Annotated in this window: 25 protein-coding genes; 14 read left to right on the top strand and 11 right to left on the bottom strand. The window is 61.4% G+C overall.

Annotated elements, in window-relative coordinates; translation table 11 throughout:
• The first annotated feature begins 93 nt into the window (after positions 1 to 93).
• The 5 genes from ADU59_RS27000 (at position 94) to ADU59_RS26980 (ending at position 4,736) form a co-directional block, all read left to right on the top strand.
• A complete protein-coding gene (locus tag ADU59_RS27000; RefSeq protein ID WP_068958496.1) occupies positions 94 to 702 on the top strand; it encodes a DJ-1/PfpI family protein in 609 nt (202 codons plus the stop codon).
• Positions 703 to 766: 64 nt separating this feature from the next.
• Positions 767 to 1,159 (top strand): ribbon-helix-helix domain-containing protein, encoded by a 393-nt coding sequence (locus tag ADU59_RS26995; RefSeq protein ID WP_068958494.1) that lies wholly within the window; start codon positions 767 to 769, stop codon positions 1,157 to 1,159.
• A gap of 126 nt (positions 1,160 to 1,285) precedes the next feature.
• Positions 1,286 to 2,500: an NADP-dependent isocitrate dehydrogenase gene (locus tag ADU59_RS26990; protein ID WP_068958492.1), complete on the top strand. Its 1,215-nt coding sequence runs from the start codon at positions 1,286 to 1,288 to the stop codon at positions 2,498 to 2,500.
• Between the two features lie 146 nt (positions 2,501 to 2,646).
• Positions 2,647 to 3,987, top strand: coding sequence for a glycosyltransferase family 4 protein (locus tag ADU59_RS26985; RefSeq protein ID WP_068958490.1), 1,341 nt, complete (start codon positions 2,647 to 2,649; stop codon positions 3,985 to 3,987).
• The gene (locus ADU59_RS26980; RefSeq protein ID WP_068958488.1) at positions 3,984 to 4,736 is read left to right on the top strand and encodes an HAD-IIB family hydrolase; all 753 of its coding nucleotides are present in this window, start codon (positions 3,984 to 3,986) and stop codon (positions 4,734 to 4,736) included. Before ADU59_RS26985 ends, ADU59_RS26980 begins: the two co-directional genes overlap by 4 nt.
• Before the next feature lie 92 nt (positions 4,737 to 4,828).
• Here the strand turns inward: ADU59_RS26980 and ADU59_RS26975 are convergent, their stop codons facing one another.
• The 3 genes from ADU59_RS26975 to recA form a co-directional block, all read right to left on the bottom strand.
• Positions 4,829 to 5,680, bottom strand: coding sequence for an AraC family transcriptional regulator (locus ADU59_RS26975; RefSeq protein WP_068958487.1), 852 nt, complete (start codon positions 5,678 to 5,680; stop codon positions 4,829 to 4,831).
• 167 nt (positions 5,681 to 5,847) lie between these two features.
• Positions 5,848 to 8,511 (bottom strand): alanine--tRNA ligase, encoded by a 2,664-nt coding sequence (gene alaS / locus ADU59_RS26970; protein WP_068958485.1) that lies wholly within the window; start codon positions 8,509 to 8,511, stop codon positions 5,848 to 5,850.
• 225 nt (positions 8,512 to 8,736) lie between these two features.
• Complete coding sequence (gene recA / locus ADU59_RS26965) at positions 8,737 to 9,828, bottom strand: recombinase RecA (protein WP_068958483.1); 1,092 nt, start codon at positions 9,826 to 9,828, stop codon at positions 8,737 to 8,739.
• A 236-nt stretch (positions 9,829 to 10,064) separates the two neighbouring features.
• Here recA and ADU59_RS26960 point away from each other — a divergent pair, with 236 nt between their 5' ends.
• Both ADU59_RS26960 and ADU59_RS26955 read left to right on the top strand, forming a co-directional pair.
• Complete coding sequence (locus ADU59_RS26960) at positions 10,065 to 11,012, top strand: carbohydrate kinase family protein (RefSeq protein WP_068958480.1); 948 nt, start codon at positions 10,065 to 10,067, stop codon at positions 11,010 to 11,012.
• Positions 11,013 to 11,043: 31 nt separating this feature from the next.
• Positions 11,044 to 11,967 carry a pseudouridine-5'-phosphate glycosidase gene (locus ADU59_RS26955; protein WP_068958479.1) on the top strand — a complete coding sequence of 308 codons (924 nt, stop codon included), beginning with the start codon at positions 11,044 to 11,046 and terminating at the stop codon, positions 11,965 to 11,967.
• Positions 11,968 to 12,033: 66 nt separating this feature from the next.
• Here the strand turns inward: ADU59_RS26955 and ADU59_RS26950 are convergent, their stop codons facing one another.
• Together ADU59_RS26950 and cckA are read right to left on the bottom strand one after the other, a co-directional pair.
• Entirely contained in the window at positions 12,034 to 13,107 is a 1,074-nt protein-coding gene (locus ADU59_RS26950; RefSeq protein WP_068958477.1) for a D-alanine--D-alanine ligase family protein, read from the bottom strand.
• Between the two features lie 175 nt (positions 13,108 to 13,282).
• Positions 13,283 to 15,883 carry a cell cycle histidine kinase CckA gene (gene cckA / locus ADU59_RS26945; protein WP_068958614.1) on the bottom strand — a complete coding sequence of 867 codons (2,601 nt, stop codon included), beginning with the start codon at positions 15,881 to 15,883 and terminating at the stop codon, positions 13,283 to 13,285.
• A gap of 349 nt (positions 15,884 to 16,232) precedes the next feature.
• On the opposite strand from cckA, the gene ADU59_RS26940 reads away from it, so the two are divergent.
• Positions 16,233 to 17,222, top strand: a complete 990-nt coding sequence (locus ADU59_RS26940; RefSeq protein WP_068958474.1) for a flagellar biosynthetic protein FliO — start codon at positions 16,233 to 16,235, stop codon at positions 17,220 to 17,222.
• Positions 17,223 to 17,321: 99 nt separating this feature from the next.
• On the opposite strand, the gene dksA is transcribed toward ADU59_RS26940, so the two are convergent.
• Positions 17,322 to 17,741 (bottom strand): RNA polymerase-binding protein DksA, encoded by a 420-nt coding sequence (dksA, locus tag ADU59_RS26935; RefSeq protein WP_018324683.1) that lies wholly within the window; start codon positions 17,739 to 17,741, stop codon positions 17,322 to 17,324.
• 169 nt (positions 17,742 to 17,910) lie between these two features.
• Here dksA and ADU59_RS30455 point away from each other — a divergent pair, with 169 nt between their 5' ends.
• The 4 genes from ADU59_RS30455 to ADU59_RS26920 all read left to right on the top strand — a co-directional run bounded on the left by ADU59_RS30455 (position 17,911) and on the right by ADU59_RS26920 (position 21,431).
• Positions 17,911 to 18,135 carry a hypothetical protein gene (locus ADU59_RS30455; protein WP_139093231.1) on the top strand — a complete coding sequence of 75 codons (225 nt, stop codon included), beginning with the start codon at positions 17,911 to 17,913 and terminating at the stop codon, positions 18,133 to 18,135.
• A 99-nt stretch (positions 18,136 to 18,234) separates the two neighbouring features.
• Complete coding sequence (locus tag ADU59_RS26930) at positions 18,235 to 18,765, top strand: SixA phosphatase family protein (protein WP_068958472.1); 531 nt, start codon at positions 18,235 to 18,237, stop codon at positions 18,763 to 18,765.
• A gap of 117 nt (positions 18,766 to 18,882) precedes the next feature.
• Positions 18,883 to 20,358: a YcjX family GTP-binding protein gene (locus ADU59_RS26925; RefSeq protein WP_068958470.1), complete on the top strand. Its 1,476-nt coding sequence runs from the start codon at positions 18,883 to 18,885 to the stop codon at positions 20,356 to 20,358.
• Positions 20,355 to 21,431, top strand: a complete 1,077-nt coding sequence (locus tag ADU59_RS26920) for a YcjF family protein (protein ID WP_068958468.1) — start codon at positions 20,355 to 20,357, stop codon at positions 21,429 to 21,431. The genes ADU59_RS26925 and ADU59_RS26920 overlap by 4 nt, the downstream gene beginning before the upstream one ends.
• On the opposite strand, the gene ADU59_RS26915 is transcribed toward ADU59_RS26920, so the two are convergent.
• Positions 21,428 to 22,219 (bottom strand): molybdopterin-binding protein, encoded by a 792-nt coding sequence (locus ADU59_RS26915; protein ID WP_068958466.1) that lies wholly within the window; start codon positions 22,217 to 22,219, stop codon positions 21,428 to 21,430. The two genes, ADU59_RS26920 and ADU59_RS26915, sit on opposite strands and share 4 nt — an antisense overlap.
• Positions 22,216 to 23,079: a cytochrome b/b6 domain-containing protein gene (locus ADU59_RS26910; RefSeq protein WP_068958464.1), complete on the bottom strand. Its 864-nt coding sequence runs from the start codon at positions 23,077 to 23,079 to the stop codon at positions 22,216 to 22,218. The genes ADU59_RS26915 and ADU59_RS26910 overlap by 4 nt, the downstream gene beginning before the upstream one ends.
• A gap of 259 nt (positions 23,080 to 23,338) precedes the next feature.
• On the opposite strand from ADU59_RS26910, the gene ADU59_RS26905 reads away from it, so the two are divergent.
• Positions 23,339 to 23,893: a hypothetical protein gene (locus ADU59_RS26905; protein WP_068958462.1), complete on the top strand. Its 555-nt coding sequence runs from the start codon at positions 23,339 to 23,341 to the stop codon at positions 23,891 to 23,893.
• A gap of 51 nt (positions 23,894 to 23,944) precedes the next feature.
• On the opposite strand, the gene folK is transcribed toward ADU59_RS26905, so the two are convergent.
• The 3 genes from folK to folP are packed head-to-tail and all read right to left on the bottom strand — an operon-like array spanning position 23,945 to position 25,720.
• Positions 23,945 to 24,472 carry a 2-amino-4-hydroxy-6-hydroxymethyldihydropteridine diphosphokinase gene (gene folK / locus ADU59_RS26900; RefSeq protein ID WP_068958459.1) on the bottom strand — a complete coding sequence of 176 codons (528 nt, stop codon included), beginning with the start codon at positions 24,470 to 24,472 and terminating at the stop codon, positions 23,945 to 23,947.
• Between the two features lies 1 nt (position 24,473).
• Positions 24,474 to 24,842: a dihydroneopterin aldolase gene (folB, locus tag ADU59_RS26895; RefSeq protein ID WP_068958457.1), complete on the bottom strand. Its 369-nt coding sequence runs from the start codon at positions 24,840 to 24,842 to the stop codon at positions 24,474 to 24,476.
• On the bottom strand, positions 24,839 to 25,720 hold the full coding sequence (gene folP, locus ADU59_RS26890; RefSeq protein ID WP_068958455.1) for a dihydropteroate synthase: 882 nt from the start codon (positions 25,718 to 25,720) through the stop codon (positions 24,839 to 24,841). Before folP ends, folB begins: the two co-directional genes overlap by 4 nt.
• Positions 25,721 to 25,928: 208 nt before the next feature.
• Here folP and ADU59_RS26885 point away from each other — a divergent pair, with 208 nt between their 5' ends.
• On the top strand, positions 25,929 to 26,552 hold the full coding sequence (locus tag ADU59_RS26885) for a DUF922 domain-containing Zn-dependent protease (RefSeq protein ID WP_068958453.1): 624 nt from the start codon (positions 25,929 to 25,931) through the stop codon (positions 26,550 to 26,552).
• Positions 26,553 to 26,791 lie beyond the last annotated feature (239 nt).

The raw sequence follows: 26,791 nt of genomic DNA, 5'->3' as shown, positions 1-26,791 counted from the left end.
GTCTTCATCCGCCGCGATGTAGTAACCGGCTAATACCCGGCAGCAGATCGACCGTGGCATCCTCACCCGGCACGCAACCCGATGGAGGATACGATGAGCGGCAAGAAAATTCTGATGATCTGCGGCGATTTCACCGAAGACTATGAAACGATGGTGCCGTTCCAGGCGCTGCTCGCGGTCGGCCACACCGTTCACGCCGTCTGCCCGGGCAAAGCGGCAGGCGAACAGATCGCCACCGCCATCCACGATTTCGAGGGCGACCAGACCTATTCGGAAAAGCGCGGCCATAACTTCACCCTGAACGCGACATTCGCCAGCACGAAGGCCGAGACCTACGACGCACTGGTCATTCCCGGCGGGCGGGCGCCGGAATATCTGCGCCTCGACGCAAACGTCATTGCCATGGTCCGTCATTTCTTCGATGCCGGCAAACCGGTGGCAGCGATCTGCCACGGCGCACAACTGCTGTCGGCGGCCGGCGTGCTAAAAGGCCGGACCTGCTCGGCCTACCCTGCCTGCCGCTTCGATGTCGAACTGGCTGGCGGACATTATGCGGATATCCCGGTCGACCAGGCCGTCACCGACGGCAACCTGGTATCGGCACCCGCCTGGCCCGCCCATCCTGCCTGGATCGGCCAGTTCCTGACGGTACTCGGTACCGAGATCCGCCACAGCGCGCCGTTGACGCGATCCGCCGCCTGATCGGCGGCCTTGCCAAACCGCACCGAAGAGCGGACACTTCAAGCCGGAATTCTGGGAGGAATGGATGTGCAGGCTATTCATCGGCGCCGACCCGGCGCTCTGGCAGAGTGTTACCCGTTCGGTGCGGATCGATGGGGTGGCGACCAGCATCCGGCTTGAAAGCTTCTTCTGGTCCATTCTCGAAGACATCGGCGACCGGGACGGCATGTCGGTCGGGCGCCTGATCGGGCGGCTCTATGTCGAATCGCTCGAGGAAGGCCATCCGCCGGAAAATTTTACCTCGTTTCTCAGAGTATGCTGTGGGCGCTATCTCGCCCTGCAGCTTGACGGCCTAGTGCCGACGGATCGCGGTGCAAAGATCGCCTCTCTGGACGCGCAAGCCATTCTGGCGCGGGAGGAAAGAGGGTACGCCAAGCCTCTCCTTGCGGATTTCCCGAGGGCTGCGCGGGGGCATTGAACCCGCTTTTGCCGACGACGCCACCCCCCTGCCGATTCCTGCACTGTATGCCTTTGCCTGCCGGGAACTGGATGCTATAGGGGCCCAACCCCGTTTTTCGTCCAACCCCATGCAGAGGTTTGCAACATGACAAAGATCAAGGTCGCCAATCCGGTCGTCGAGCTCGACGGCGATGAAATGACCCGCATCATCTGGCAGTTCATCAAGGAAAAGCTGATCCATCCCTATCTGGATATCGATCTGGAATATTACGACCTTGGCATGGAAAATCGCGATGCGACGAACGACCAGGTAACGATCGATTCCGCCAACGCCATCAAGAAGCACGGCGTCGGCGTCAAGTGCGCCACGATCACGCCGGACGAGCAGCGCGTCGAGGAATTCGGCCTGAAGAAGATGTGGAAGTCGCCGAACGGCACGATCCGCAACATCCTCGGCGGCGTCATCTTCCGCGAGCCGATCATCTGCAAGAACGTGCCACGCCTCGTTCCCGGCTGGACCAAGCCGATCATCGTCGGCCGCCACGCTTTCGGCGACCAGTACCGCGCCACCGATTTCAAGTTCCCCGGCAAGGGCAAGCTGACGATGAAGTTCGTCGGCGAGGACGGCACGGAAATCGAACACGAAGTCTATGACGCACCGGCAGCCGGCGTTGCCATGGGCATGTACAACCTTGACGAATCGATCACCGATTTCGCCCGCGCCTCACTGAACTACGGCCTGCAGCGCAACGTTCCGGTCTATCTTTCGACCAAGAACACCATCCTCAAGGTCTATGACGGCCGCTTCAAGGATATCTTCCAGAAGGTGTTCGACGAAGAATTCGCCGATAAGTTCAAGGCAGCCAAGCTCTGGTACGAACACCGCCTGATCGACGACATGGTCGCTTCGGCGCTGAAATGGTCCGGCGGCTATGTCTGGGCCTGCAAGAACTACGACGGTGACGTCCAGTCCGACATCGTCGCGCAGGGCTTCGGCTCGCTCGGCCTGATGACCTCGGTTCTGATGACGCCGGACGGCCAGACTGTGGAAGCCGAAGCCGCCCACGGCACAGTCACGCGTCACTACCGCCAGCACCAGAAGGGCGAGGAAACCTCGACCAACTCGATCGCCTCGATCTTCGCCTGGACCCGTGGCCTCGCCCACCGCGCCAAGCTGGACGACAATGCCGAACTGGCAAAGTTTGCCGACACGCTGGAAAAGGTCTGCGTCGATACGGTCGAGAGCGGCTTCATGACCAAGGACCTGGCGCTGCTGATCGGCCCCGACCAGCCGTGGCTCTCGACCACAGGCTTCCTCGACAAGATCGACGAAAACCTGCGCAAGGCGATGGCTGCGTAAGCAGAATAAACCGCTGACCTGACGAACCCGGCCTCGTGCCGGGTTTTTTTATTGGAACCTTTTCCGCTCCCGGTCGTTCGCGATATGAACCCTCCGCATGTTGCACTGCATGCTTCACCTCTCAAAAAGATCGTGAACACTCATACATGACCGTTTCCACCGACAAGAATTCGCATCTTCCGCGCATCGCCCTCGTCTCCACCCATGGATATGTCGCCGCGGAACCGCCGCTTGGTGCCGCCGATACCGGCGGCCAGGTCGTCTACGTCATCGAGCTTGCCCGCAAGCTGGCGCTGCTCGGCCATCAGGTCGATATCTACACCCGCCGCTTCGAGGACCAGCCGGAGTTCGATGAAATCGATGACCGCGTTCGCGTCATCCGTATCCCCTGCGGCGGCAACGACTTCATTCCGAAGGAATATCTCTACAAGCACCTGATGGAATGGTGCGAAAATGCCGTCCGTTTCGTTCGCAAGAACAATTTCACCTACACGCTGATCAACAGCCACTACTGGGATGCCGGCATTGCAGGACAGCGCATGTCGGAAGCCCTTGGCGTCACGCATATCCACACGCCGCATTCGCTTGGCCTGTGGAAAAAGCGGCAGATGGAAACCGATTATCCGGACAAGGCCGCCGAGTTCGACAAGGAATTCAACTTCTCCGAACGCGTCAAGCACGAACTGATCATCTACCGCTCCTGCAGCATGGTCATCGCCACCACGCCGATCCAGGTGGAGATGCTCGTCGACGATTACAATCTGCCGCGCGACCGGGTGCACATGATCCCGCCGGGTTACGACGACAACCGTTTCTTCCCCGTTTCCAAGGCAACGCGCGACATGGCCCGCCAGCGCTTCGGCTTCGAAGGCAAGGTGGTGATGGCGATGGGACGGCTTGCCACCAACAAGGGGTATGACCTGCTGATCGACGGCTTTTCGGTGCTGGCCGAACGCGAGCCGGAGGCGCGGCTTCACCTCGCTGTCGGCGGCGAAAACATGGATCCGCAGGAAGCGGGAATTCTCGCTGAACTGAAGGAACGCGTCGCCTCGCTCGGGCTTAACGACAAGGTCGTCTTTTCCGGGTTCGTGGCCGACGACGATCTGCCAGATTTCTACCGTGCAGCCGATATCTTCGTGCTGTCGAGCCGCTACGAACCGTTCGGCATGACGGCGATCGAAGCCATGGCCAGCGGCACCCCCACTATCATCACCATCCATGGCGGGCTGTTCCGCGCCGTCAGCTATGGGCGGCACGCGCTGTTTGCCGATCCTTTCGACAAATATGATCTCGGTATCACCATGATGAAGCCGCTGAAGCACGAACGGCTCTATGGCCGCCTGTCGCGCATGGGCGCCCACAAGGCGCGCAGCCTGTTCACCTGGACCGGTATCGCCCAACAGCTGATCGGTGTCGTCGAGGGACGGCCAATGCCGCAGGCGATCGATGACAACGAATGGGCAGAACCATGGACGGACGGAGATTGAGGCGCGTCCGGCTGTTCTGCAGCGATATCGATGGCACGTTGGCCGGAAACAGGGACGCGGAGGCCCGCTTTCGCGCGATGTGGCAGAACCTGCCGGCGGATACTCGACCATTGCTGGTGCTCAACAGCGGCAGGCTGATCGACGACCAGAAGGCCTTCATCGCCACAACGGCCCTGCCGAAACCGGATATCTATATCGGCGGCGTCGGCACGATGCTCTACCACGAGAAGCAGCCGTCCCATGCGGAACTCTATTCCCGCTCCATTGTCGCCGGTTTTGATCGCGAACGGATTGCCGTTGCGCTCTCCGATCTCACCGAAATCACCGTGCAGCCGGATGCCTATCAGCATGCGCAGAAATCCAGCTGGTATCTGCACGACGCCGATGCCGCAATGCTGTCGGCCATCGAGGAAAGGCTGGCGAGTGCCGGGATTGCAGCCCGTCTCGTCTATTCCAGCAATCGCGATCTCGACATCCTGCCGGATGGCGTCGACAAGGGTGCCGCACTCTCCTGGCTCTGCCGTCAGCTCGGCCTCTCGCACGACGATGTCGTGGTCGCCGGCGATACCAACAACGATCGCAGCATGTTCGAGCTGCCCGGCGTGCGTGGCATCGTCGTCGGCAATGCCCTGCCGGAGCTGAAAGCCATCGCCAAGGACAGACCGGATACCTATCTTGCCGGCGGCCACATGGCGGATGGCGTGATCGAGGGGCTTGCACACTGGGGTCTCGGTAAGGAACTCCCATGAACGCCAGCCGGCAAATCGGCCAATTCACTGAGCCGGCTTATGATTTTTTCGCGCCCGGCTAAGTGAAATCCTCCGGGCGCGAGGAAAACGCGCTATTTCAGCGGCAGGTAGATGTCCGTCAGCAGCTCCGTCGGTGCAGCGTCGCGTGGATTGTTGATATATTCCTCGAACATCACCGTATCGCGCACTTCGCGGCCCGACTGCGGCAACCATTGGCCGTAGAGCCATTGATAGGCCTTGTGCATATCCGCATAAGGCCCCTTGTGGCGGAGAACGGCATAGTCACCGCCATCGAGATGCCGGTGAACCAGTGGCGCTTCCGCCGGAATATCCCCGCCCTGCGTCACACAGGCAAACGAGCGCAGCTTGTCTTCCGCCACCAGATCCGGATCATCGAGATAGACGCCGACCATCTTCATTTCAGGCCTATAGAGCCGGCGCGCCTGGAGCGTGCCGCCCAGAGTTTCGAAAGCCCGGCCGATCCCCATATAGGAGCCGGTATGGCTGACCCCGACCAGTTCGCGCGGGGCAATCGTTGTCATCGTGACATCGTACATTTCGCCAAGTCCTTTTCCGTTTGCCGATTGAAAGACCGTGTGGCTGCCCTCTCTCCGGTAACGGGCCGGCGGCATGCCGAACACCGATTTGAAAATCCGGTTGAAGGATTGCAGATTGGGGTAGCCGGTCCGTCTTGCGATCTCCTCGACAGAAAGGGTCGTGCGCACCAGATCGCCCGCCGCCCGGTGCAGCCTCAGCCGCTTGACGGTCGCCGCCAACGTCTCGCCGTGCACGGCCCGGTAGATCCGGTGCCAGTGGTGCGGCGACAGGCAGGCAATGTCGGAGAGCCGATCAAGATCGAGCTCCTCGTCCAGGTGATCGTGAATATAGGCCGATACGCGCCGCAGTCGCTGCTCGTAAACCGCCCAGATGCTGTCTTCCCTCATGCCGATCCTCATGCAAGCCGAACAACCGGACAGAACCACAGCTGGATTTGACAAATCCTGCGGAGTTGGCGCCAGCCGATTTGAACACGGGGAAACGGAATTGGCCAAAGAAAAACCGGACCTTTCAGCCCGGTTTGTCAAGGATAAGCAATGAACGGGAAGCCGGATTATCCGGCCAGCGCTGCGCCGACGGCCGCGATCGCTTCAGCAGCCTTTGCACCATCCGGGCCGCCGGCCTGGGCCATGTCGGCACGGCCGCCGCCACCCTTGCCGCCGAGCGCGGCGGACGCGATGCGAACCAGATCGACGGCGCTGAACCGTGACGTCAGATCGTCGGTGACGGCCACCACAGCGCTCGCCTTGCCATCTTCGGAGACGCCGACGAAAGTGACGATACCGGAGCTGAGGCTCTTCTTGCCATCGTCGGCCAGGCTCTTCAGGTCCTTCGGCTCGACGCCGGTGACCACCTTGCCGAGGAACTTGATCCCGCCGATCTCCTGGACCTGATCGGCAGAGCCGCCGGCTTCGCCGCCGCCGAGCGCCAGTTTCTTCTTGGCCTCGTTCAGCTCGCGCTCCAGCTTGCGGCGCTCGTCCATCAGCGCTTCGACCCGCGTCAGAACGTCGGCCGGTTGAACCTTCAGCGTCGTGGCCAGCGTCTTGACCCGCTCGTCCTGCTCGTTGAGGTAGGCCAGCGCCGATACGCCGGTCAGGGCTTCGAGACGGCGAACGCCGGCGCCGACGGCACTTTCTCCGACAATCCGCACCAGGCCGATCTCGCCGGTGGCGCCGACATGGGTGCCGCCGCACAGTTCGACCGAATAGGGACGGTTGGCCTTGGAGCCATGGATGCCCTGCCCCATCGACACGACACGCACTTCGTCGCCATATTTTTCGCCGAACAGCGCCATGGCGCCCTCGGCAATCGCGTCATCGACGCTCATCAGGCGCGTCGTCACCGGCGTGTTCTGCACGATGATCTCGTTGGCCATGTCCTCGACGATTTTCAGCTCTTCGGCCGACATCGGCTTGGGATGCGAAACGTCGAAACGCAGGCGCTCGGGCGCAACCAGCGAGCCCTTCTGGGCCACATGGGTACCCAGCACTTCGCGCAGCGCCTCATGCAACAGGTGGGTCGCCGAATGATTGGCGCGCAGGCGCGAACGGCGGGCGTGATCGACGGTGAGCGCCGCCGCATCGCCAACCTTGAGCGTGCCATCGTCGACGACGCAGAAATGCACGAACAGCCCCTCGCCGCGCTTCTGCACGTCGGTCACGGTCAGCTTGGCGTGATCGGTCGAGATGACACCGGTATCGCCCATCTGGCCGCCGGATTCGCCGTAGAACGGTGTCTGGTTGAGCACCAGCTGGACCGCTTCACCTTTCGACGCGCTATCGATCGCCTTGCCGTCGCGCACGATCGCCTGGACCACACCTTCGGCCGTCTCGGTGTCGTAGCCAAGGAATTCGGTGGCACCGAGCTTTTCCTTCAGCTCGTACCAGATGGTTTCCGTCGCCTTGTCGCCGGAGCCGGACCAGGACGCACGCGCCTCCGCCTTCTGCCGCTGCATGGCGGCGGTGAAGGCCTCCGTATCGACGCCGATGCCACGGGCGCGCAACGCGTCCTGCGTCAGGTCCAGCGGGAAACCGAACGTATCGTAAAGCTTGAAGGCGGTGTCGCCATTCAGCTGGTCGCCTTCGGCGAGATCCGTCGTCGCCTCAGACAGCAGGCCGAGGCCGCGTTCCAGCGTCTTGCGGAAGCGGGTCTCTTCCAGCTTCAGCGTTTCGGAAATCAGCGCTTCCGCGCGCACAAGCTCCGGATAGGCGCGGCCCATCTGGCCGACCAATGCCGGCAGCAGCCGCCACATCAGCGGATCGCGGGCGCCCAGCAGCTGTGCATGGCGCATGGCACGACGCATGATGCGGCGCAGCACATAGCCGCGGCCCTCGTTCGACGGCAGGACGCCGTCGGCAATCAGAAAGGCGGAGGAACGCAGATGGTCGGCAATGACGCGGTGGCTGGCGCGGCGGTCGCCTTCCGCCTTGACGCCGGTCGCCTCTTCCGAAGCGGCGATCAGGGCGCGGAAAAGGTCGATGTCGTAATTGTCGTGCTTTCCCTGCAGAAGGGCAGCGACACGCTCGATCCCCATGCCGGTATCGATCGACGGACGCGGGAGATCGACGCGCTCTTCCTTCGTCACCTGCTCGTATTGCATGAAGACGAGGTTCCAGATTTCGATGAACCGGTCGCCGTCCTCATCCTTGGAGCCGGGAGGGCCGCCCCAGATATGATCGCCGTGATCGTAGAAGATTTCCGAGCACGGGCCGCAGGGACCGGTATCGCCCATCGCCCAGAAATTGTCGCTGGTCGGAATGCGGATGATGCGGTCGTCGCTGAGACCGGCAATCTTCTTCCACAGGCCGAAGGCCTCGTCGTCGGTGTGATAGACGGTGACCAGCAGGCGCTTGGCGTCGATGCCGAATTCCTTGGTGATCAGATTCCAGGCAAGCTCGATCGCCCGCTCCTTGAAATAATCGCCGAAGGAAAAATTGCCCAGCATCTCGAAGAAGGTGTGGTGGCGCGCGGTATAACCGACATTGTCGAGGTCGTTATGCTTGCCGCCGGCGCGCACGCATTTCTGCGCGGTGGTTGCCGTCGAATAGGGGCGCTGCTCGAGGCCGGTGAAGACGTTCTTGAACTGCACCATGCCGGCATTGGTGAACATCAGGGTCGGATCGTTGCGCGGAACCAGCGGGCTCGACGAAACAACCTCATGGCCGTTCTTCTTGAAGTAGTCGAGGAACGTCGACCGGATTTCATTCACGCCGCTCATATTGCGCCCTTATCTCTTGCATCGAACCGTCCGCAGCATGGCCTGGCCGAACCGCGAACCGGAAAACTCTTGAAAATCGCGGATCACCGGACATCCGCCGATCCTCTCCCGCCCAATTGGAACACAGGCTTTTATCGTCCGGCTCAACCCCTGTCCAGCGGGCAAAAGAAAACCGGCTGCCCTTGAAGGAGCAGCCGGCAAAGACGGGCGAAAAATCAGTTGATCTTATGCCAGAGCGACATCGTCATCCTCGTCACCGGCTTCCGGTCCGCCGTTTTCAAGGAACTTTTCGGCGATCAGGCCGGCGTTCTGGCGCAGGGAAAGTTCGATCTCCTTGGCCGTATCCGGATTATCGCGCAGGAACGACTTAGCATTCTCGCGGCCCTGGCCGAGGCGCTGGCTGTTATAAGAGAACCAGGCACCGGATTTCTCGACGATACCGGCCTTGACGCCAAGATCGACCAGTTCGCCGGTCTTGGAAACGCCTTCACCATACATGATGTCGAACTCGACCTGCTTGAAGGGCGGCGCCATCTTGTTCTTGACAACCTTGACGCGCGTCTGGTTGCCGATCACTTCTTCGCGTTCCTTGACGGCGCCGATACGACGGATATCGAGTCGCACGGACGCATAGAATTTCAGGGCGTTGCCGCCGGTGGTGGTTTCCGGCGAACCGAACATGACGCCGATCTTCATGCGGATCTGGTTGATGAAGATGACCATGCAGTTCGACTTGGAGATCGAGGCCGTCAGCTTGCGCAGCGCCTGGCTCATCAGACGGGCCTGCAAACCGGGAAGGCTGTCGCCCATCTCACCCTCGATTTCAGCGCGCGGCACGAGCGCTGCGACCGAATCGATAACCAGAACGTCGATGGCGCCGGAGCGCACCAGCGTATCGGTGATTTCCAGCGCCTGTTCGCCGGTATCCGGCTGCGAGATCAGGAGATTTTCCAGATCGACGCCCAGCTTGCGGGCATAGACCGGATCGAGCGCGTGTTCCGCGTCGACGAAGGCGCAGATGCCGCCCTTCTTCTGGGCTTCGGCAATGGTCTGCAGCGCCAGCGTCGTCTTGCCCGAGCTTTCCGGTCCGTAGATTTCGATGACGCGCCCCTTGGGCAGCCCGCCGATTCCCAGTGCAATGTCCAGGCTCAACGAGCCCGTCGAAACGGTTTCGATCTCGACAATGCTGTCTTTTCCACCGAGCTTCATGATCGATCCCTTGCCGAACGAGCGTTCGATCTGGGAGAGTGCCGCTTCAAGTGCCTTGCTTTTATCCACCGATTTGTCCTCTACAAGCCGCAAAGAGTTTTGTGCCATGTGATCCACCTTTAGGTTATGGAAGCTGTTGAGGCAATGAAGCCGCCGATGAAAGCTATGTACACTTTTTGTTCTCGTTTTGCAAGAACTATCTATACACCTGAATTTTCGACATAAAACGTGGAGTGTTCTTTCCTTGTTCCGGGTCCTTCGATGCCAAGGGAAACGAACGCTTCAAGACGGGCGCCGCAGGAACTGCGGAACGAATCGCCGGGCAGAGACACACGGGAAATCGCATGACGGGCAGAACTGTTTCCATCTTCGGCGGCGCGCATATCGACCGCCGCGCACGCATTTCGGGTGTGACGGCGCCGGGATCGAGCAATCCGGGAACGTGGTTCGAGGAGGCCGGCGGCGGCGGCTTCAATGCCGCCCGCAATCTGGCGCGGCTCGGGCTTGAGGTCCGGATGATCAGCCCGCGCGGCGGGGACGCGGCCGGCGAAACTGTCGCCCTTGCCGCCACGGCGGCCGGCGTCATCGATTGCCCCTTCATCTTTCTCGATCGCCAGACGCCGAGTTACACGGCCATTCTCGAAAATGACGGCAATCTGGTGATCGCGCTGGCCGACATGGATCTCTACCGGCTGTTTTCGCCGCGGCGATTGCAGCAGCGGGCAATGCGCGAGATCGTCTCGGAAAGCGACCTTATCGTCACCGATGCCAACCTGCCGCAAGAGACGCTCGCCAGCCTGATCGGCCGCGCCACGCAGGAATCAAAGCCGGTGGCCGCCATCGCCATTTCACCGGCAAAGGTCGTGCGGCTTGCCGCCAGCCTCTCCGGGCTGAGCTTTCTGTTCATGAACGAGGCCGAGGCGCGGGCGCTGACGGGGAGCGACGGGGCCGATGCGGCAGAGTGGCCCGCTCTGCTGCGGGCAGCCGGGCTTTCCGGCGGCGTCATCACCCGCGGTGGCAAACCGGCGATCGCCTTTCAAGGCGGGCAGACCGTGACGGTGGCACCGCCCACGCTCGATACGCTCGGCGACGTCACAGGCGCCGGCGACGCGCTTGCCGCCGGGTTCCTGTCGGCATTTCTGCGTGGCGAGCCGCTGGATCTGTGCCTTCGCTGCGGGGTCGCCGCAGCCGGTATCACCGTGCGTTCGCCGCTGGCCGTATCGGAAAAAATGTCGCTGGGGATGCTGGAAGAAGCAATTCGACTTGTGCCGCCGGCCGAAATCCTGTCATGAACGCGCCTTAAAAAGCTAAAAAGGATCCGCGATGACCAAGCCATTCTCCCCCCTTCTGCCGATGGAATATTCCAGCGAAGTCGCGGCCGCCAAGGCGCGTGGCGCACCGATCGTGGCGCTGGAATCGACCATCATCACCCATGGTATGCCCTTCCCCGGCAATCTGAACATGGCCCGCAGCGTCGAGGCGATCATCCGTGAGGAAGGCGCCGTGCCGGCAACCATCGCCGTCATCGACGGGACCTTGCATATCGGCCTGGAAGAGGCGCAGCTGGAAGCGCTGGCGCAGACGGAAGGCGCGATGAAGCTGTCGCGTGCCGATCTCGCCTTTGCGATCGCCGAGCGCCGCACCGGCGCCACCACGGTTGCCGCCACCATGATCGCCGCTGCCCGCGCCGGGATCCGCGTGTTTGCCACCGGCGGCATCGGCGGCGTGCATCGCAAGGCCGAAGAGAGCTTTGATATTTCCGCCGACCTCGACGAACTGGCGCGCACCGGCGTCATCGTCGTCTGCGCCGGCGCCAAGGCCATTCTCGACATCCCCAAGACGCTCGAAGTGCTGGAAACGCGCGGCGTACCGGTCGTCACCTATGACAGCGAAATCTTCCCGGCCTTTTGGTCGCGCGATAGCGGCCTGAAGAGCCCGCTGATGCTCAACAGCCCGGCGGCGATCGCCAATTTCCAGAAGATGCGCGACCTGCTCGGCGTCGACGGCGGCATGCTGATCGCCAATCCGGTGCCTGAAGCGAGCGAAATCCCGCGCGACGAAATGGAGATCTACATCACCCGCGCGCTGGACAATGCCGCACGCGACGAGATCTCCGGCAAGGCCGTCACCCCCTATCTGCTCGACAGCATTTTCGGCCTGACGGACGGCCGCAGCCTCGAGACCAATATCGCGCTGGTCGAGAACAATGCCCGGCTCGCTGCCGAGATCGCGGTTGCGCTGGTCTGAGACCAACACCACTGAAGGAAACGGCGGGGGCTGGCTGCCAGCCCCCGCAACATCCGGTCTGCAATATCAGGTCTGCCGCCCTGCCCGCGCCAGACCATGTTCGATCAGACGGTCGATGATATCGGCATAGGCAATGCCGCTTGCTGCCAGAGCCTTGGCGTACATGCTGATGTCGGTGAAGCCGGGGATCGTGTTGACCTCGTTGACCACAACGCTCATGTCGGCCCGCACGAAGAAATCGACGCGCGCCATGCCGTCGCAGCCCAGGGCATGAAAGGCCTGCTTCGACATGGCTTGAAGTTTCTGCGTGACTTCGGCGGGCAGTACAGCGGGAATGCTCAGCGCAGCACCGGCCGGGTCGATATATTTTGCATCATACGTATAGAATCCATGGCTTTCAGCGGGGATGATTTCCCCGGGGACAGAAGCCAGCAACGCGCCGTCGGCCTGTTCGAGGATACTGAATTCGATTTCGCGTCCCTGAATGAATTCCTCGACCAGAACCTTTTGATCATGGCGGAACCCTTCGGCCAGCGCCGCTTGCAACTCGCCCGCCGTCTGGACCTTGCTGACGCCGACCGATGATCCCAATCGCGCCGGTTTGACGAAAACCGGCAAACCGAGCTCATGGGCTATCGCTTCGAAAGACGGGACCTCGCCAAGGCGAACCGTGCGGGACCGCGCCACGGGCAATCCGGCTTCCTTCATCACGCGCTTTGCCACATCCTTGTCGATCGCCGTCGCTGATCCCAGAATTCCACATCCGGCAAAAGGCACCATTGCCGTCTCGGCAAGCCCCTGGATGGAACCGTCTTCGCCATACAGACCGTGCGGGACCGGGAACAGGAGATCGATCGGCGCCAGTTCGTGGGGTGGACCATTCTTGGGAAGGACCAAAATGCGGCCGCGGCCGCCCGGCACCAGGCCTATTTCGTCCCCGTCCTGCGGGATCGGGTCCGGCATGGCTCCATCCAGAAACTCCGTGACGCGCCATTGTCCGCTGCGGGTGATCAGAATGGGCACGACGTCATATTTCGCGGGATCAAGCGCCTTGAGCACATTGCTGGCAGAGAGAATGGAAACGTCGTGCTCGGTCGAGCGCCCGCCGAAAACAACGGCAATCCTCAGTCTGGAATTCATTCAAGCCCCCACTTTCTGGATGGAGCAGGTCCACCCGGTCATCAAAAACCAGTCCAGTAACCGGAATGAAAACGGCGGTTTTGCGTCTGCAAATTGCAATCGCGAAAAAGCCGCTCACAATGGATCGTTGCGAGCGGCGCACGTTTTTTTACTGGTGGCCCAGGCTTGCCGGCGGTCAGCTGTCGAGCATTTCCCGCACGGCGACAGCCAGCTGCTTCAGCGAGAACGGCTTGGGCAGGAAACCGAACTTGGCGTCGGCCGGAAGGTTCCGGGCAAAGGCATCCTCGGCATAGCCGGACACGAAGATGAACTTCAGGTCCGGATAGCTCTTGCGGATTTCGCGCAGCAGCGTCGGCCCATCCATTTCGGGCATCACGACGTCGGAAACGACGATATCGACGGCGCCGTTCAGTTCTTCCATGATCTCCAGGGCCTCGACGCCCGAACCGGCCTCATGAACGGTGTAGCCGCGCGTCTCCAGCATCCGCTTGCCGCCGCGCCGCACCGCCTCTTCGTCTTCCACCAGCAAGACCACCGCCGAATTGCCGGTCAGGTCGGTCGGCTCCTCCTTGGCTGGAGCCTTTGCGGCCAGCGCAGCCGCGGCTTGCGCCTCGCCGGCCTCGCCCGGCAGCGGCGCTTCCTCGATATAGCGCGGCAGGAGGATGCGGAACGTCGTTCCCTTGCCGACTTCCGATTCCGGATAGATGTAGCCGCCGGACTGCTTGATGATGCCGTAGACCATCGAAAGTCCAAGGCCCGTCCCCTTGCCCACTTCCTTGGTGGTGAAGAAGGGCTCGAAGATCTTGTCGAGGATCTCGGGCGGAATACCGGTGCCCTGATCCGACACTTCGACCATCACGTAATCGTCTTCGGGAAGCTCGCGGCGGTTCAGCGCCGCCACTTCGGATGCCGGCAGGTTTCGCGTGCGCAGTGTGATAACGCCGCCATTGGGCATGGCATCGCGGGCGTTGACGGCCAGATTGAGCACCACCTGCTCGAACTGGCCGAGATCGGTCCGCACCGGCCAGAGATCGCGGCCGTAATCGACCTCGAGCTTGACATTGGTTCCGGTCATGCGATCGACCAGCATGCGCAGGTCGCCGACGACATCGGTCATGGACAAGACGGTCGGTCGCATCGTCTGCTTGCGCGAGAAGGCCAGCAACTGGCGCACCAGCACTGCGGCGCGGTTAGCGTTGCGCTTGATTTCCATCAGATCGGCAAAACTCGCATCCGACGGGCGGGCCGAGAGAAGCAGATGGTCGGAGGAAAGCAGGATCGCCGTCAGTACGTTGTTGAAATCGTGGGCGATGCCGCCCGCCAGCGTGCCGACAGCATTCATCTTCTGCGTCTGCGCCATCTGGGTTTCGAGCGCCTTCTGCTCGGTGATCTCGACGGCATAGAGGATCGCCGCCTCTTCCGGCGCCTGATCGCTCTGGTCGATGACGGCATTCACATAGAAGCGGAAGTGCCGGGTCTCATCGGTCGGGTGAAGCGAATCGATCGGCGCGATGTCGCCCTGCCGGTCCTTGGCAGCATCCAGCGCGTCGCGCAGCCGCGACCGGTCAGTCTCGTGCACGACGGCCTCGAGCAGCGCGCCATGTTCCATATCATCCTGCGAGACGACAGCGGAAAACAGTTTCAGGAACGGCGCATTGGTTCTGAGGATCCGGCCATCGCCGTCGACGGAAGCGATCGCCATCGGCGTATTGTTGAAGAAGCGGGTGAAGCGCATGGCGGCGATCGAGGCCGACTGATCGCTTTCGTCGTCGCTGGAGCGGGCCAGCACAATCGTGCGGCTCTCGCCGGGTGCGCCGTCGCGGGCAGAAGAGACGCGGTGCACCATGCGCACGGCAAAGCTCTGGCCATTGGCCTTGCGCAGGTCAAGATCGAGCGTCTTGGTCTTTTTCAGGCCGGGCTCCGCCTGTACCGATTGCACCAGCGCCAGCCCCTCGCCCGCCACCAGATCGGCGATCGTCATCGATCCCGGCTGGAACTTTGTGAGATCCACCCCCAGCCAGTCGGCAAGCGTGGCGTTGATATAGAAGATCTCGCCCTTCTTGCCGGCGGAGAAGAAGCCGGCGGGCGCATGATCGAGATAGTCGATCGCGTTCTGCAATTCCTTGAAGAAGCGCTCCTGGTCGTCACGCTCCGAGGTAATGTCGGAAATCTGCCAGATATAGAGCGGATTGCGCTCGCCGTCTTCGAGCGGCAGGACGCGCGCCTTCAAGCGGAACCAGTGTGCGCCGGAGCCGGCCGAGCCGCCGTTCGGACGCAACGGCTTCAACAGGCGGAATTCCTCATGGCCGGGCTTGCCTTCGTGCAGGCCGTTGGTCAGCCGGTAGATCGCCTCGGTGGCCTCGCGATTGCGCGACAGGATGGTTTCGAGAGACTGGATCTCGGTCGCCTTGGTGGCACCGGTCAGCGCGCCATAGGCCGCATTGGCGTAGATGATCCGGCCCTTGCGGTCGGTCACCAGCGTGCCGTCCTGATGGCCGTCGAGGAAGGCGCGGGCAAGCTCATCGGGGCGCGACTGCGGCATCACCTCGATAAAGCCGATGACCGAGGAGACCAGAAAGAAAATGCCGACCATGGCCAGCACGCCGAGTATGCCGAGCACGATCTGGTTTTCGAGCTGATTCTTGAAAACGACGAAGGCGACAGCCGAAACCGTCAGGACGATGGCGAGCAGAATGATCCGCAGCACAGTGCCCGGCCGGGTTCCACGGTCCACAATCGGCATGTGGTAGTCACCTGCCTGCCGCAATTTCGTCATAAGGCCCTCGTTTGCAACCGCACCATGCGCGCCCGGAATGAGCGTGCGGGTTCGATCCATCTGCTCCGCTCAACGGCAGCCGGGGCGGATATGCAACCCGCGCCGGCGGACCGCGAAACACCAAGCAAGAATCATCTTTAACAGCCGCAGGGAAGAGCAGAAAGCACTTGCATGAAAGGCATTGGCGTCAATTCACAGGGAATGTCCGCTATCCCCTCTCCAAAGGTGGAAACAGCGCGGCATTGCGGGTAAAGGATTGAAGATTGGACAATGCCCGACGTAGCTTGTCCCAGCCTGAAAAAAGCCGTCAAATGGGCGCAAGCCACGGGTTCACAAAGGAGTACAGCACATGATCGAAGATATCGTTGGCAACAACGGTACCCGTTTCATCATTGCCGCGGGCGCTGTGGCTCTGGGTCTGCTTTGCCTGGTCGGCGTGCTCTGGTTCATCCGCAACCGGCCGTCCTCGCCGTTCATCCGCGGCGGCAAGAATCGCCAGCCACGGCTGGCGGTGCTCGACGCCGCCGCCATCGATACGCGCCGGCGGCTCGTTCTGGTGCGGCGTGACGACGTCGAGCACCTGATCATGATCGGCGGACCGACGGATGTCGTCATCGAGAGCCGGATCGTCTCACAATCCCAACCCGCGTCACAGGCTGCCGCCATAACGGCACAGCCCGAAACAGCCGTCGCACGCCCGGTCGCGGAGCGCCGCCTGGCACCGCAACAGGAAATCAAGGCAGCGCCGGTTTCCGCCATGGGCCAGGTTCTCTACGGCGAAGGCTCGGATGTTTCAGCACCGGTAGTCAGGACCGCCCAGGCAAAGCCGCTACCGGACAGCATGCCGGTCGCCCGCCAGCCGGGTCTTGAACGTCAGGTTCCGGCCCAGGCCCAGCCGCGTCCCCAGCCCACCGCCACCGCGATGACACCGCCGGTGTCGCTGGAAACATCCAGATCGCCGGAAGATATTCTCGAAGCCGCGCGCTCGCGGGTTCTGGCAGCCAGCCAGCCGGTCGCCGTGCAACGCCCTTCAACGCCGGTCACAACGGCAGCGCAGCCCACGGCGGTTCAAAGCCAGCCGGTCGTTCAAAGCCAGAAAGACGCCTCTGCGCTTGAGTTCGAACGTATTCTCGATGCCGAGATCACCGGCGATCTCGGCAAGCTGACCGCCGATGATGTTCGCGTCGAAAGCGACACGCGGGCGCTTGCCCCCTTGCCCAACCCGGCAGTCCGTCAGGAGCCCCGTCTCGGTGCCGGCCAAGGCAATCGAACCGAGCCGACGCTGGAAGACGAGATGAACCGCATGCTCAACGAAATTGCCGTCAACCGGAAGAGCTGAGCTTGCGCCAGGCAAGACCGGCGCCGGCAGTCGGACCATGTATAGAAAACAAAAACGGCGCGATCATCTCGCGCCGTTTTGAGTTTGGGACTGAAACGATCACTCGTCGCGGTAGACTTTTTCCCGCCGCTCGTGACGCTCCTGCGCCTCGATCGACAAGGTGGCGATCGGTCTTGCGTCAAGACGCTTCAGTCCGATCGGTTCGCCGGTCTCTTCGCAATAGCCGTACGTTCCTTCGTCAAGCCGTTGTAGAGCCGCATCGATCTTGGAGATCAGCTTGCGTTGCCGGTCGCGCGCCCGAAGCTCAATGGCCCGGTCGGTTTCCGAAGATGCTCTGTCTGCAAGATCAGGATGGTTTGCACTTTCCTCGGCAAGGTGCCCGAGCGTTTCGCGCGCCTCACGGAGGATGTCGTTTTTCCAGGCGTTCAGCTTTGCTCTGAAATATGCACGCTGGTTGGTATTCATGAATTCCTCGGTCTCCGACAAGACAAAGGAACTAAGATCGATCTTCTCACTCAACGCGATTCTCCTGAAGAACATCTCATGTGCGGCGGTGTATAGACCCATGCACGCGCCGTTTCAAGCCTTTGAAAAACAGCCCACCGCTTTTTAAGCTTTGCTTACTTCAAAGGCTAACAGGCTAATATTTCATCAAAATTACAGGTTTGGAATTTTTCTGGAAATTGTCTTGCGGTCAACATCCGACATCTATTGCGAAAGTTGCGGCTCCGGCACGGGCAAAGCGGCGCACGCCCATTTTGACGAAATGTCCGACGCACAAAAAACAAGCACTGGATTTTTCTCTCTTCTTCAACCAGCCAGAAAACCGTACGGCGTTACCCACATCACCCTCGTCAAACCTGCAGTTTCAGCACACGTCGATCTGCCCAGTTTTGAAAAACAAGCCGTGTGACTTGATCTTTCAGCAGCCCCGGCGGACAAAGCGGAAGCAAAGCCGAACGACCGACAACACGGCCTTACGTGGCAACATCATTTCTGGGATCCATGCCTTATGCCCGCTGCCCCCGCCCCGGTTTTCCGGCTCTATCTTCTCCGGCATGCGAAGGCCGCCTGGGCGCTTCCCGGCCAGACGGATTTCGACAGGACACTGGATGACGCAGGTTTTGCCGACGCCGAGATTGTTGCCGGCATGGCGGCGGACCGGGGCCTCGTGCCGGATATCGTCCTCTGTTCGTCCGCCGTCCGCTGCCGCCAGACAGCGGACGCATTCCGCCGCGCAATGACGCAGGACCTGGATATCCGCTATATCGACGCGCTCTACGCCGGCGGAGCGAATATCTATCGCGAGATCATTGGCAGCCAGGATGACGCCCCTCCATCGCTCATGGTGGTCGGACACAATCCGGTGATCGAGGAAATCCTGCGCGAAGCCCTGGGTGAAGAGACGGCGGCAGAGGCCATCCCAGCCGGATATCCACCGGGCGCGCTGGCAGTGGTCGATTTCGATACGCGCCCCTCCGACGGCGCCCTGCCGCTTGGCAGATTGGCCGCCTGGATCGATCCGGACCGGCACAATCGTTGACGGCTATGCTGTCACAGCCCGCCGCAACCTTTATTCGGTCGCTTGGGCGCCCTATATCGCAAACGAACATGCCTGGCCGCAAAGCCAGCCCCACACGCGTATCCGAGGCTCGAGATCTTGCCGCCATTCATGACCCGCTTCACCGATGATGCACGACTTGCGCTCGATACCCTGACCGACCGCGCATCGGGTCTGGTCAATCCGACGCTGCGGCTCGGCGTCACCGGGCTGTCTCGCGCCGGCAAGACCGTGTTCATCTCGTCGCTGGTTCACAATCTCCTGAACGGCGGCCGCCTGCCCGTGTTCGAAGCCGTTCGCTCCGGGCGCGTCTCAAAAATCCGGCTGGAGCCTCAGCCAGACGATGCGGTGCCGCGCTTCCAGTACGAAGACCATATCACCGCCCTTGTCCGCGACCGGCTCTGGCCGGATTCGACGCGGGCGATCTCGCAGCTTCGCATCACGCTCGATTATGAAAGTGCCAGCGGCTGGAACAGGTTTTTCTCGCCCGGCAGGCTGTCGATCGATATCGTCGATTATCCCGGGGAATGGCTGCTCGACCTGCCGCTGCTCACCCAGGACTTTCGAACCTTCAGCAAGCGGACAACGGATCGGGCAGAAACCGGCGTGCGCGCGGAACTGTCGGCGGAGTGGCTGTCTCTTGCCTCTTCGCTGGATATCGCAGCGCCGGCCGAGGAAACGGACGCCCGCCGGCTTGCCGAAACCTTCACCCGCTATCTCCAGGCCTGCAAATCGGATGAGCGCTCTTTGTCGGCGTTACCGCCCGGCCGGTTCCTGATGCCGGGCGATCTGGAAGGCTCGCCAGCGCTAACCTTCTCGCCGCTTCCCGTCCTGCCTGAAGGCCGCGCGCCAAAAGGCTCGCTCTGGGCGATGATGGAGCGGCGGTACGAGGCCTACAAGACGCATATGGTCAAACCCTTTTACCGGGAACACTTTGCCAGGCTCGACCGGCAGATCGTCCTGATCGATGCGCTGCAGGCCATCAACCGCGGGCCGGAATCGCTGCTGGATCTGGAAGGCGCGCTTGCCGATGTACTGGCGAGTTTCCAGCCGGGCACCAATTCCTTCCTGTCGTCCTTTCTCACCAAGCGGATCGACAAGGTGCTGATCGCCGCGACCAAGGCCGACCATCTACACCACGAAAGCCACGACCGGCTCGAACGGATCACCGAACGGCTCGTCCACCGCGCCATCGAGCGCATCGGCATGAGCGGCGCCGGGCTCGAAGTGATGGCAATCGCCTCCGTCCGGGCAACCCGGGAAGCCACCGTCAATCACGATGGCCATACCCTGCCGGTCATCGTCGGCACGCCGATCGCGGGCGAAACGATCAATGGTGAAACCTTCGACGGCGAACGGAAAACAGCAATATTTACCGGTGACTTACCGAAGAATCCGGATTCACTTTTTCAAGATCTTGAATCGAAACCGGAAGAGAGCCTGGTGCCAGAACTAAGCTTCGTTCGTTTCCGTCCGCCGCATATCGAAGAAACCGGTGGCGGACTGAAACTGTCGGTGCCGCACATCCGGCTCGACCGGGCCATGCAATTCCTGTTCGGAGACCGGCTGGCATGAGCGAGACGCCCAAAATTCCGCAGCGCAAGCCTGCCGTGTTCACGATCGAGAACGAACCGTCGGACACCGGCGGACGCGATCCGCTCCGGCGTTCGCCGGCGAGTTTCGACGAAAACATCGTCATGACGGATGACGCCGACGATCCCTTCGCCGCAACCACCAGTGCCCTGCCCGATGTGACGGAAGCCGCGCCGCGCAAACGGCGCTTTTCCTTCGCCAGGATCGCGTTCGGCGCACTCGGCATTCTGGTTTCGCTGGCGGTCGGCCTGTGGGTCGATGGCCTCATACGCGATCTTTTCACCCGTGCCGACTGGCTCGGCTATCTCGCCATAACAACGGCGGCCATCGGCCTGCTGGCCTTCCTCGTCATCGTTGCCCGCGAGCTCTCAGGGCTGATGCGGCTGAACGCCGTCCAGGCGCTGAAGCAGGAAGCCATCGACGCCAGCCTGGCGCCGACGGCGAAACCGGCGCGCCAGGTGATGGCGCACCTCATCCACCTGCTTGCCGCCAAACCGCAGACGGCACGGGGACGCCTGCGGCTGAAGGAAACCGAAATCGAGATCATCGACGGTCCGCATCTGCTCGACCTGACGGAGCGAGAATTGCTGACACCGCTCGATCGCGAGGCCCGAGGCCTGATCCTCAACGCGTCCAAGCGCGTCTCGATCGTCACCGCCGTCAGCCCGCGCGCGCTCGTCGATCTCGGTTACGTCATTTACGAATCGGCCCGTCTGATCCGGGCGATGGCCGACCTCTATGGCGGCCGTCCGGGCACGCTCGGCATGCTGCGGCTGATGCGCGACGTGATTGCCCATCTCGCCGTGACCGGCTCGATCGCCGTTGGCGACAGCCTGATCCAGCAACTCCTCGGCCACGGCCTTGCGTCGAAACTGTCTGCCAGACTTGGCGAAGGCGTTATCAACGGCCTGATGACCGCGCGCATCGGTATTGCCGCGATGGACCTCTGCCGTCCGATGCCGTTCCGGGCCCTGAAACGCCCCGGCATCGGCGACTTCATCGGCGATTTGACACCCGGCACGACCAAAACAAGGACACCGGAAGTCGACGGCTAGATGCCGCCATACCATTCGTAGCCGAGGTCTTCCCAGAAGCCGCCCTTGCCGCTGCCGAATGGCGCCAGCGTCGAGACCAGCTCGATGCCCTTGATATATTTGGCCATCTTGTAGCCGAGCTGCCGCTCGATCCGGACTCTCAGTGGGGCACCATTGGCAACCGGCAGAGCCTGATCGTTATTACCATAGGCCAGAATCGTCTGCGGATGGCGGGCATCGATGAGGTCGATGGATTCGTAATAGGGCACGGCGCCCGACAGCCCAAGGTTCATGCTGTCGTAACAGTGAAACACCACGAAGCGCGCTTCCGGCTTCACCTTCGCCTCGTCCAGAACCCTGGAAAGCTGAACGCCCGTCCATTTGGCAATACAGCTCCAGCCCTCGACGCAGTCATGCCGGGTGATCTGCGTGCGGGCCGGCATGTTGCGCAATTCGTCGAGGCTGAAGCTCACCGGCTTCTCGACCAGCCCGCCGACCGCCAGCCGGTAACCGGCAAAAGCCGTCTCCTTGAGCGCGAGATAGTCTGCATCCACCGGATCGGTTGAACCGTTCGGCCGCTGGCCCTGACGGATCTCGCTTGTTGAAAATTCCGGCGCCAGCGTGTCGGCGCCGATCAGCATGCGGTGGGCTCGATAGGTCAGGCCGTTTGCCGAGGCGAGGAAATCGCGCACCGGACTTTGTCCCGACAGAAACCCATCAAAGGCATCGCAGCCCGACAATGGCACGGCGGAGGCTGCGACACCGGCAATGGTGAGGAATTTGCGGCGGTTGATGATGAATTTGCTCATACCGTGTGATCCTCTTTCTTGCCGGCATCGGTCCGGTACCAGCCGGTGACGATCGAGCGCATTTCATTCAGCGGTCCGGCGGCAAGAACCATGACGATGTGGATCAGGAAGAAGACCACAAGCAATGCCATGCAGAGGAAATGGATGGTGCGCGCCGTCTGCCGCCCGCCAAAAATATCGAGCAGCCATGGCCAGGCGGCATTCATGCCCGGCGACATAGTCAGCCCGGTCGCGATGATCAACGGAAAGACGACGAGCAGGATACCGGCATAGGCCAGCTTTTGTAGCCCGTTATAGCGGCCGTCGCGATGGAAGCGAAACCGAAGGTGATCGGCGATGCTCCGTGGCAAGAGCTTGATATCCGCAACGGACGGCAAAATGTCGCGTCTGATGTGACCGTTGATCAGACTGCTGACCAACCAGATCAGGAAGACCGCAACGAAGAGCCAGGCAAAGAAGAAATGGATGACGCGACCTGTCGACAGATCCTGATAGGACGGCAGGGTCGCCCATGCGGGAAAGCCGCGATAGGATGGATTGTCGGCCGGTCCGCTCATGCCGAAGACGCCGGTCGTATCGAAATTGTGGCCGAAAACGGTGGTATAGCCGCCAACGGTGCCATCGGCGGCGCGCATCGCCTTCATGGAGAGTACGCTGTTGTCGAACGCAAAGCCCGATTGCTGGCCGATATAGAGCTGCGGATGCGCGTTGAAAATCTGGAGCCCGCTGAGCAGCAGGAAAAACAGGGCAATGGCCCAGCTCCAGTGGGTGATGCGCGTGACGATCCGGTGCCGGTAGATCACCTTGCCCTCGCCGGTCTTGCGCCCGGAACGCGATTCGATGTCGTCAATGATGGTCATTGCCAGCCTCCCTATATGCGCAATTACGTAACGAGCCGGTTTCCGGTTTCAACGCAACTCCTTTCACCAGCGCGCACATCACGGTGATACCGGTGTGAAAAGCCCGGATTTCCAACGTTTTCCAACCCTTCCGGCAGGCAGGATGAAACATTTCGTGAGCGCCGGAATGACCGCGCCGAAAGCTCCAGGCAACGCTCCATTAACCATTTAAGTGCAAATGTAACCTCACATTCCAGACATCGACCATCAAGGATCGTTCATGTTTTCGCGCCCTTCTTTGATCGCTCGCGGTTTTGCCGCAGCCTCACTCGCAGCCCTGACCGGCGCCGCTTCTCCGGCGTTTTCGGGCAGCGATGACGACAAGGCGTTTTTCGAACAGGTTTCCGGTCAGTGGAAAGGCCCGGGCGAAATTGTCGCCGGCAAATACAAGGGCACGAAATTCACCTGCGACCTGACTGGCGAGGCCACGGACGGCGCATCCACCGGCATCAAGCTTGACGGCACCTGCCGCGTCGGCGTCTTCAAGCAGCCGATGTCCGCCGTCATCACCCGGGCTGGCAACAGCTATACCGGCAAGTTCCTCGACGGCGCCGACGGCAAGGGCCTCGATATCGTCTCGGGCAATGTCGCCAAGGACAAGGTTGTCGTCGGCATCAACCGCAAGAAGCTGAATGGCGCGATGATCGCCCGTCTTCAGGACGATTCGACCCTGAACATCACCATTTCTGTGAAAGTGGAAGACACCATGGTCCCGGTGATCGGCGTCAGCCTCAACCGGCAGGTCGACGGCATGGCTGTCGGATCGATCAAGTAGAGATTATCGCTACAGCACTTCGCAGAGCCGGCTTGTCCGGCTCTTTTGCGTTCAGAGTAGCGACGCCGGCGCACGCTGCCGCCACCAGTCGCTGCGCGGATCGGCGATTTCTATGCCCGCGACATCGGCATCTTCAAGCCATTCGGCAACCGTTCGGCCTTCAATGGAAAGACCGGGGGCGAAATCGGCGAGCGGCATCAGCACGAAACCGCGTCCCGTCATGCGCGGATGCGGTATTTCCAAGGTCGGCGACTGCTGTTTAAGATCGCCATAGGTCAGCACGTCGATATCGATCGTGCGCGGCCCCCAACGCTCGAGCCGCTCCCGCTTCATCTGACGCTCGATCGAGAGGCAGGCATCGAGCAGCTCTTCCGGAGACAGCGACGTCCTGATCTGCGCACAGGCATTGAAGAACCAGGCCTGGTCGGTCTTCCCCCAGGGCGGCGTGCGGTAGAGCTTCGACACCTGCGTCACCGCGCAATCCGGCCGCGCATCCAGAAGAACGAGCGCACGCGCCATCGATGCCGCCGGATCGCCGATATTGCCGCCGAGGCCAAGCGTCGCCAGATGCGTGTCCATGTCAGGCAAAATGCTCGACCGTCACTTCGACATAGTCGAGCACGCCGGGAACAGGCGCGTTCGGCTTGCGGATCGATATTTTCGCCCGGCGAATCTGCGGGAAAACCGAACAGAGCGTGGTTGCCACCTCCAGCGCCAACGCTTCGATCAGGTAGCGCCGTCGTCCGGTAATGATCTTCTCGATCTCGGTGAAGGCAATGCCGTAATGCACTGTATCATTGATCGAATCCTCGACCAGCGCCGTTCCCTGCTCGACATCCAGCTCCGCATCGACGAAGAAGCGCTGCCCCAGGAATTCCTCTTCGTCATGCACGCCATGACGGGCGAAGAACGCGCAGTTCTTCAGGGTGATCGTGTAGATCGGTTTCATGGTTGATTGTCCTTCCCAGGCGTTCCCGTCACATGTCTTTTTGAGGCCAGCATAGCATCCGCCACCAGAAGCGCATCCCTGTTGATTGCGACATTGTGTACCCGGAAAACCGCAGCACCCGCCATTCTCAACAGCGCTGTCGTCGCAGCCGTGCCCGCATCCCGTTCCTGCGCCTCCCTTCCGGTGATGGCACCGATAAAGCGTTTTCGCGATGTCCCGGCCAAAAGCGGCATCCCGAATCCGAACAGTTCGTCGAAACGCGCCATCAGCGCCACGTTCTCGTCCGTGTCCTTGGCAAAACCGAAGCCGGGATCAAGAACGATCCGGTCACGCTGGACACCGGCCGCCGCCGCGATCTCCAGGGATCTTTCGAGGAAGTGATATTGATCGTCCACGACATCGGCGCGCTTTTCGCGATCGCGGCCCGTATGCATGATGCAGAGGCCTGCTCCAGTCGTCGCGGCGACATCGGCAAGATCGGGTTCGCGCTGCAGGCCGTGCACGTCGTTGACGATATGGGCACCGGCAGCAATGGCGAGCCGCGCCGTCTCGGCCCGGTAGGTATCCACAGAGATGATCGCATCAGTCTGGCTGGCAAGCGCGGCAATGACCGGAAGCACGCGGTCCTGCTCCTGCGCGGCCGTTACAGCGGCTGCACCCGGCCGCGTCGATTCGCCGCCGATATCGAGGATCGCCGCCCCGTCTTCCAGGCAGCGCAGCCCCTGCGATACCGCGGCTTCCGTATCATTGTAGACCCCGCCATCGGAAAACGAATCCGGCGTCACATTGATGATCGCCATCAGCAATCCACGCGGACCAAGCGTCAGGGTCCGGCCATGCGCCAATGCCCATTCGAAAGGCTGGAAAGGATCGATCATGATGGTTTCACTCCCCTCTTACGCCTGGCCCGTCAATCGAGGCGAGCCTTGACGGCGCCCTGAAGGCGCACACCGGCTACCTTGCCACAAACGCCCGAAATCCATTGCGTTTTCCGGTTTGCCCGGGGCTGTTGCCTATTTGCTGTTGCGCTCAGGCTGGCTATGCCCCAAGCTCTATGGAAGTTCAACTGCCGAGACCTGTAAACATATGCCGACTGGCCGCATTTCATTCGCCGCGCTTCTGATCGCAAGCATCATCGCGAGCCATTCTTCGACAGCCTATGCCGAAACCGTGGTCAACAAGAGCATCACCTATTTTTCCGTCGGTGGCCGCACGGCCGAGGAACTGGACAAGGCATTGTCTGAAAACGGCCCGTTGATGAAGGGAACCGGCGCGCGTCACCCCGGCGCCACCAAGATCAAGTTCGGCGGCACGGTGACCTATGTGAAACACGGCGATCGCTGCGCCGTCGGCAGTGCGAAAGTCACGCTCAGCACCAGGCTGATCCTGCCCCGCTGGAAAAACCGCAACAAGGCCAACCGGGACCTCGGGCTCGTCTGGGATACGCTGTCAAGCGACATCAAGCGTCACGAGGAGCGTCACGCTGAAATTGCCCGCAATCATGCCCGCAAGCTGGAAAAGGATTTCCTCGCGCTGAAGCCTGAGTCCGACTGCGAACGCATGCAGGCGCGGGTTGCACGGCTGAGCGAAAACGCCATCGCGGACCATGATCGCGACCAGGCCCGTTTCGACCGCATGGAAGCAGCCAATTTCGACCGCCGGATGGTCCGGCTGCTGCAGTACCGGCTCGATACGATGAAGAAGCGCTGAACCGCGCGCCACCGAATCGCCCCCGCAAAAACCGAAAAAATCAATCGCCCGGCCTGCACGCATCAACAGTATCTTATTGGTGATTTCTAGCGATACAACAACGCTGGCAGATGAGTTATAGTGCAAGCATAGAGTGAAGAATAGAAAAAGCACCCGCCTTTGCTCTGATCCGGCTCTACCAGATATGCTTCCGTCAAGGATGCATTCCGCCGGAAGTATTGTTTCGCGCTTGACTGTCC

Origin of the sequence: Pararhizobium polonicum (assembly GCF_001687365.1) — a bacterium.
Classification (GTDB): domain Bacteria; phylum Pseudomonadota; class Alphaproteobacteria; order Rhizobiales; family Rhizobiaceae; genus Pararhizobium; species Pararhizobium polonicum.
This window is presented reverse-complemented; position numbering and strand designations above follow the sequence as displayed.

Coding starts and splice junctions, on each gene's coding strand:
- recA (WP_068958483.1), bottom strand. CDS start 9,828: ATGGCACAAAACTCTTTGCGGCTTGTAGAGGACAAATCGGTGGATAAA.
- folB (WP_068958457.1), bottom strand. CDS start 24,842: ATGAAACCGATCTACACGATCACCCTGAAGAACTGCGCGTTCTTCGCC.
- ADU59_RS26995 (WP_068958494.1), top strand. CDS start 767: ATGTGCAGGCTATTCATCGGCGCCGACCCGGCGCTCTGGCAGAGTGTT.
- ADU59_RS26930 (WP_068958472.1), top strand. CDS start 18,235: ATGCCCGCTGCCCCCGCCCCGGTTTTCCGGCTCTATCTTCTCCGGCAT.
- ADU59_RS26920 (WP_068958468.1), top strand. CDS start 20,355: ATGAGCGAGACGCCCAAAATTCCGCAGCGCAAGCCTGCCGTGTTCACG.
- ADU59_RS26910 (WP_068958464.1), bottom strand. CDS start 23,079: ATGACCATCATTGACGACATCGAATCGCGTTCCGGGCGCAAGACCGGC.
- ADU59_RS26915 (WP_068958466.1), bottom strand. CDS start 22,219: ATGAGCAAATTCATCATCAACCGCCGCAAATTCCTCACCATTGCCGGT.
- alaS (WP_068958485.1), bottom strand. CDS start 8,511: ATGAGCGGCGTGAATGAAATCCGGTCGACGTTCCTCGACTACTTCAAG.
- ADU59_RS26975 (WP_068958487.1), bottom strand. CDS start 5,680: ATGAGGGAAGACAGCATCTGGGCGGTTTACGAGCAGCGACTGCGGCGC.
- ADU59_RS26905 (WP_068958462.1), top strand. CDS start 23,339: ATGTTTTCGCGCCCTTCTTTGATCGCTCGCGGTTTTGCCGCAGCCTCA.
- cckA (WP_068958614.1), bottom strand. CDS start 15,883: ATGACGAAATTGCGGCAGGCAGGTGACTACCACATGCCGATTGTGGAC.
- ADU59_RS26955 (WP_068958479.1), top strand. CDS start 11,044: ATGACCAAGCCATTCTCCCCCCTTCTGCCGATGGAATATTCCAGCGAA.
- ADU59_RS27000 (WP_068958496.1), top strand. CDS start 94: ATGAGCGGCAAGAAAATTCTGATGATCTGCGGCGATTTCACCGAAGAC.
- ADU59_RS26940 (WP_068958474.1), top strand. CDS start 16,233: ATGATCGAAGATATCGTTGGCAACAACGGTACCCGTTTCATCATTGCC.
- folK (WP_068958459.1), bottom strand. CDS start 24,472: ATGGACACGCATCTGGCGACGCTTGGCCTCGGCGGCAATATCGGCGAT.
- ADU59_RS26990 (WP_068958492.1), top strand. CDS start 1,286: ATGACAAAGATCAAGGTCGCCAATCCGGTCGTCGAGCTCGACGGCGAT.
- ADU59_RS26950 (WP_068958477.1), bottom strand. CDS start 13,107: ATGAATTCCAGACTGAGGATTGCCGTTGTTTTCGGCGGGCGCTCGACC.
- ADU59_RS26985 (WP_068958490.1), top strand. CDS start 2,647: ATGACCGTTTCCACCGACAAGAATTCGCATCTTCCGCGCATCGCCCTC.
- folP (WP_068958455.1), bottom strand. CDS start 25,720: ATGATCGATCCTTTCCAGCCTTTCGAATGGGCATTGGCGCATGGCCGG.
- ADU59_RS26885 (WP_068958453.1), top strand. CDS start 25,929: ATGCCGACTGGCCGCATTTCATTCGCCGCGCTTCTGATCGCAAGCATC.
- ADU59_RS26960 (WP_068958480.1), top strand. CDS start 10,065: ATGACGGGCAGAACTGTTTCCATCTTCGGCGGCGCGCATATCGACCGC.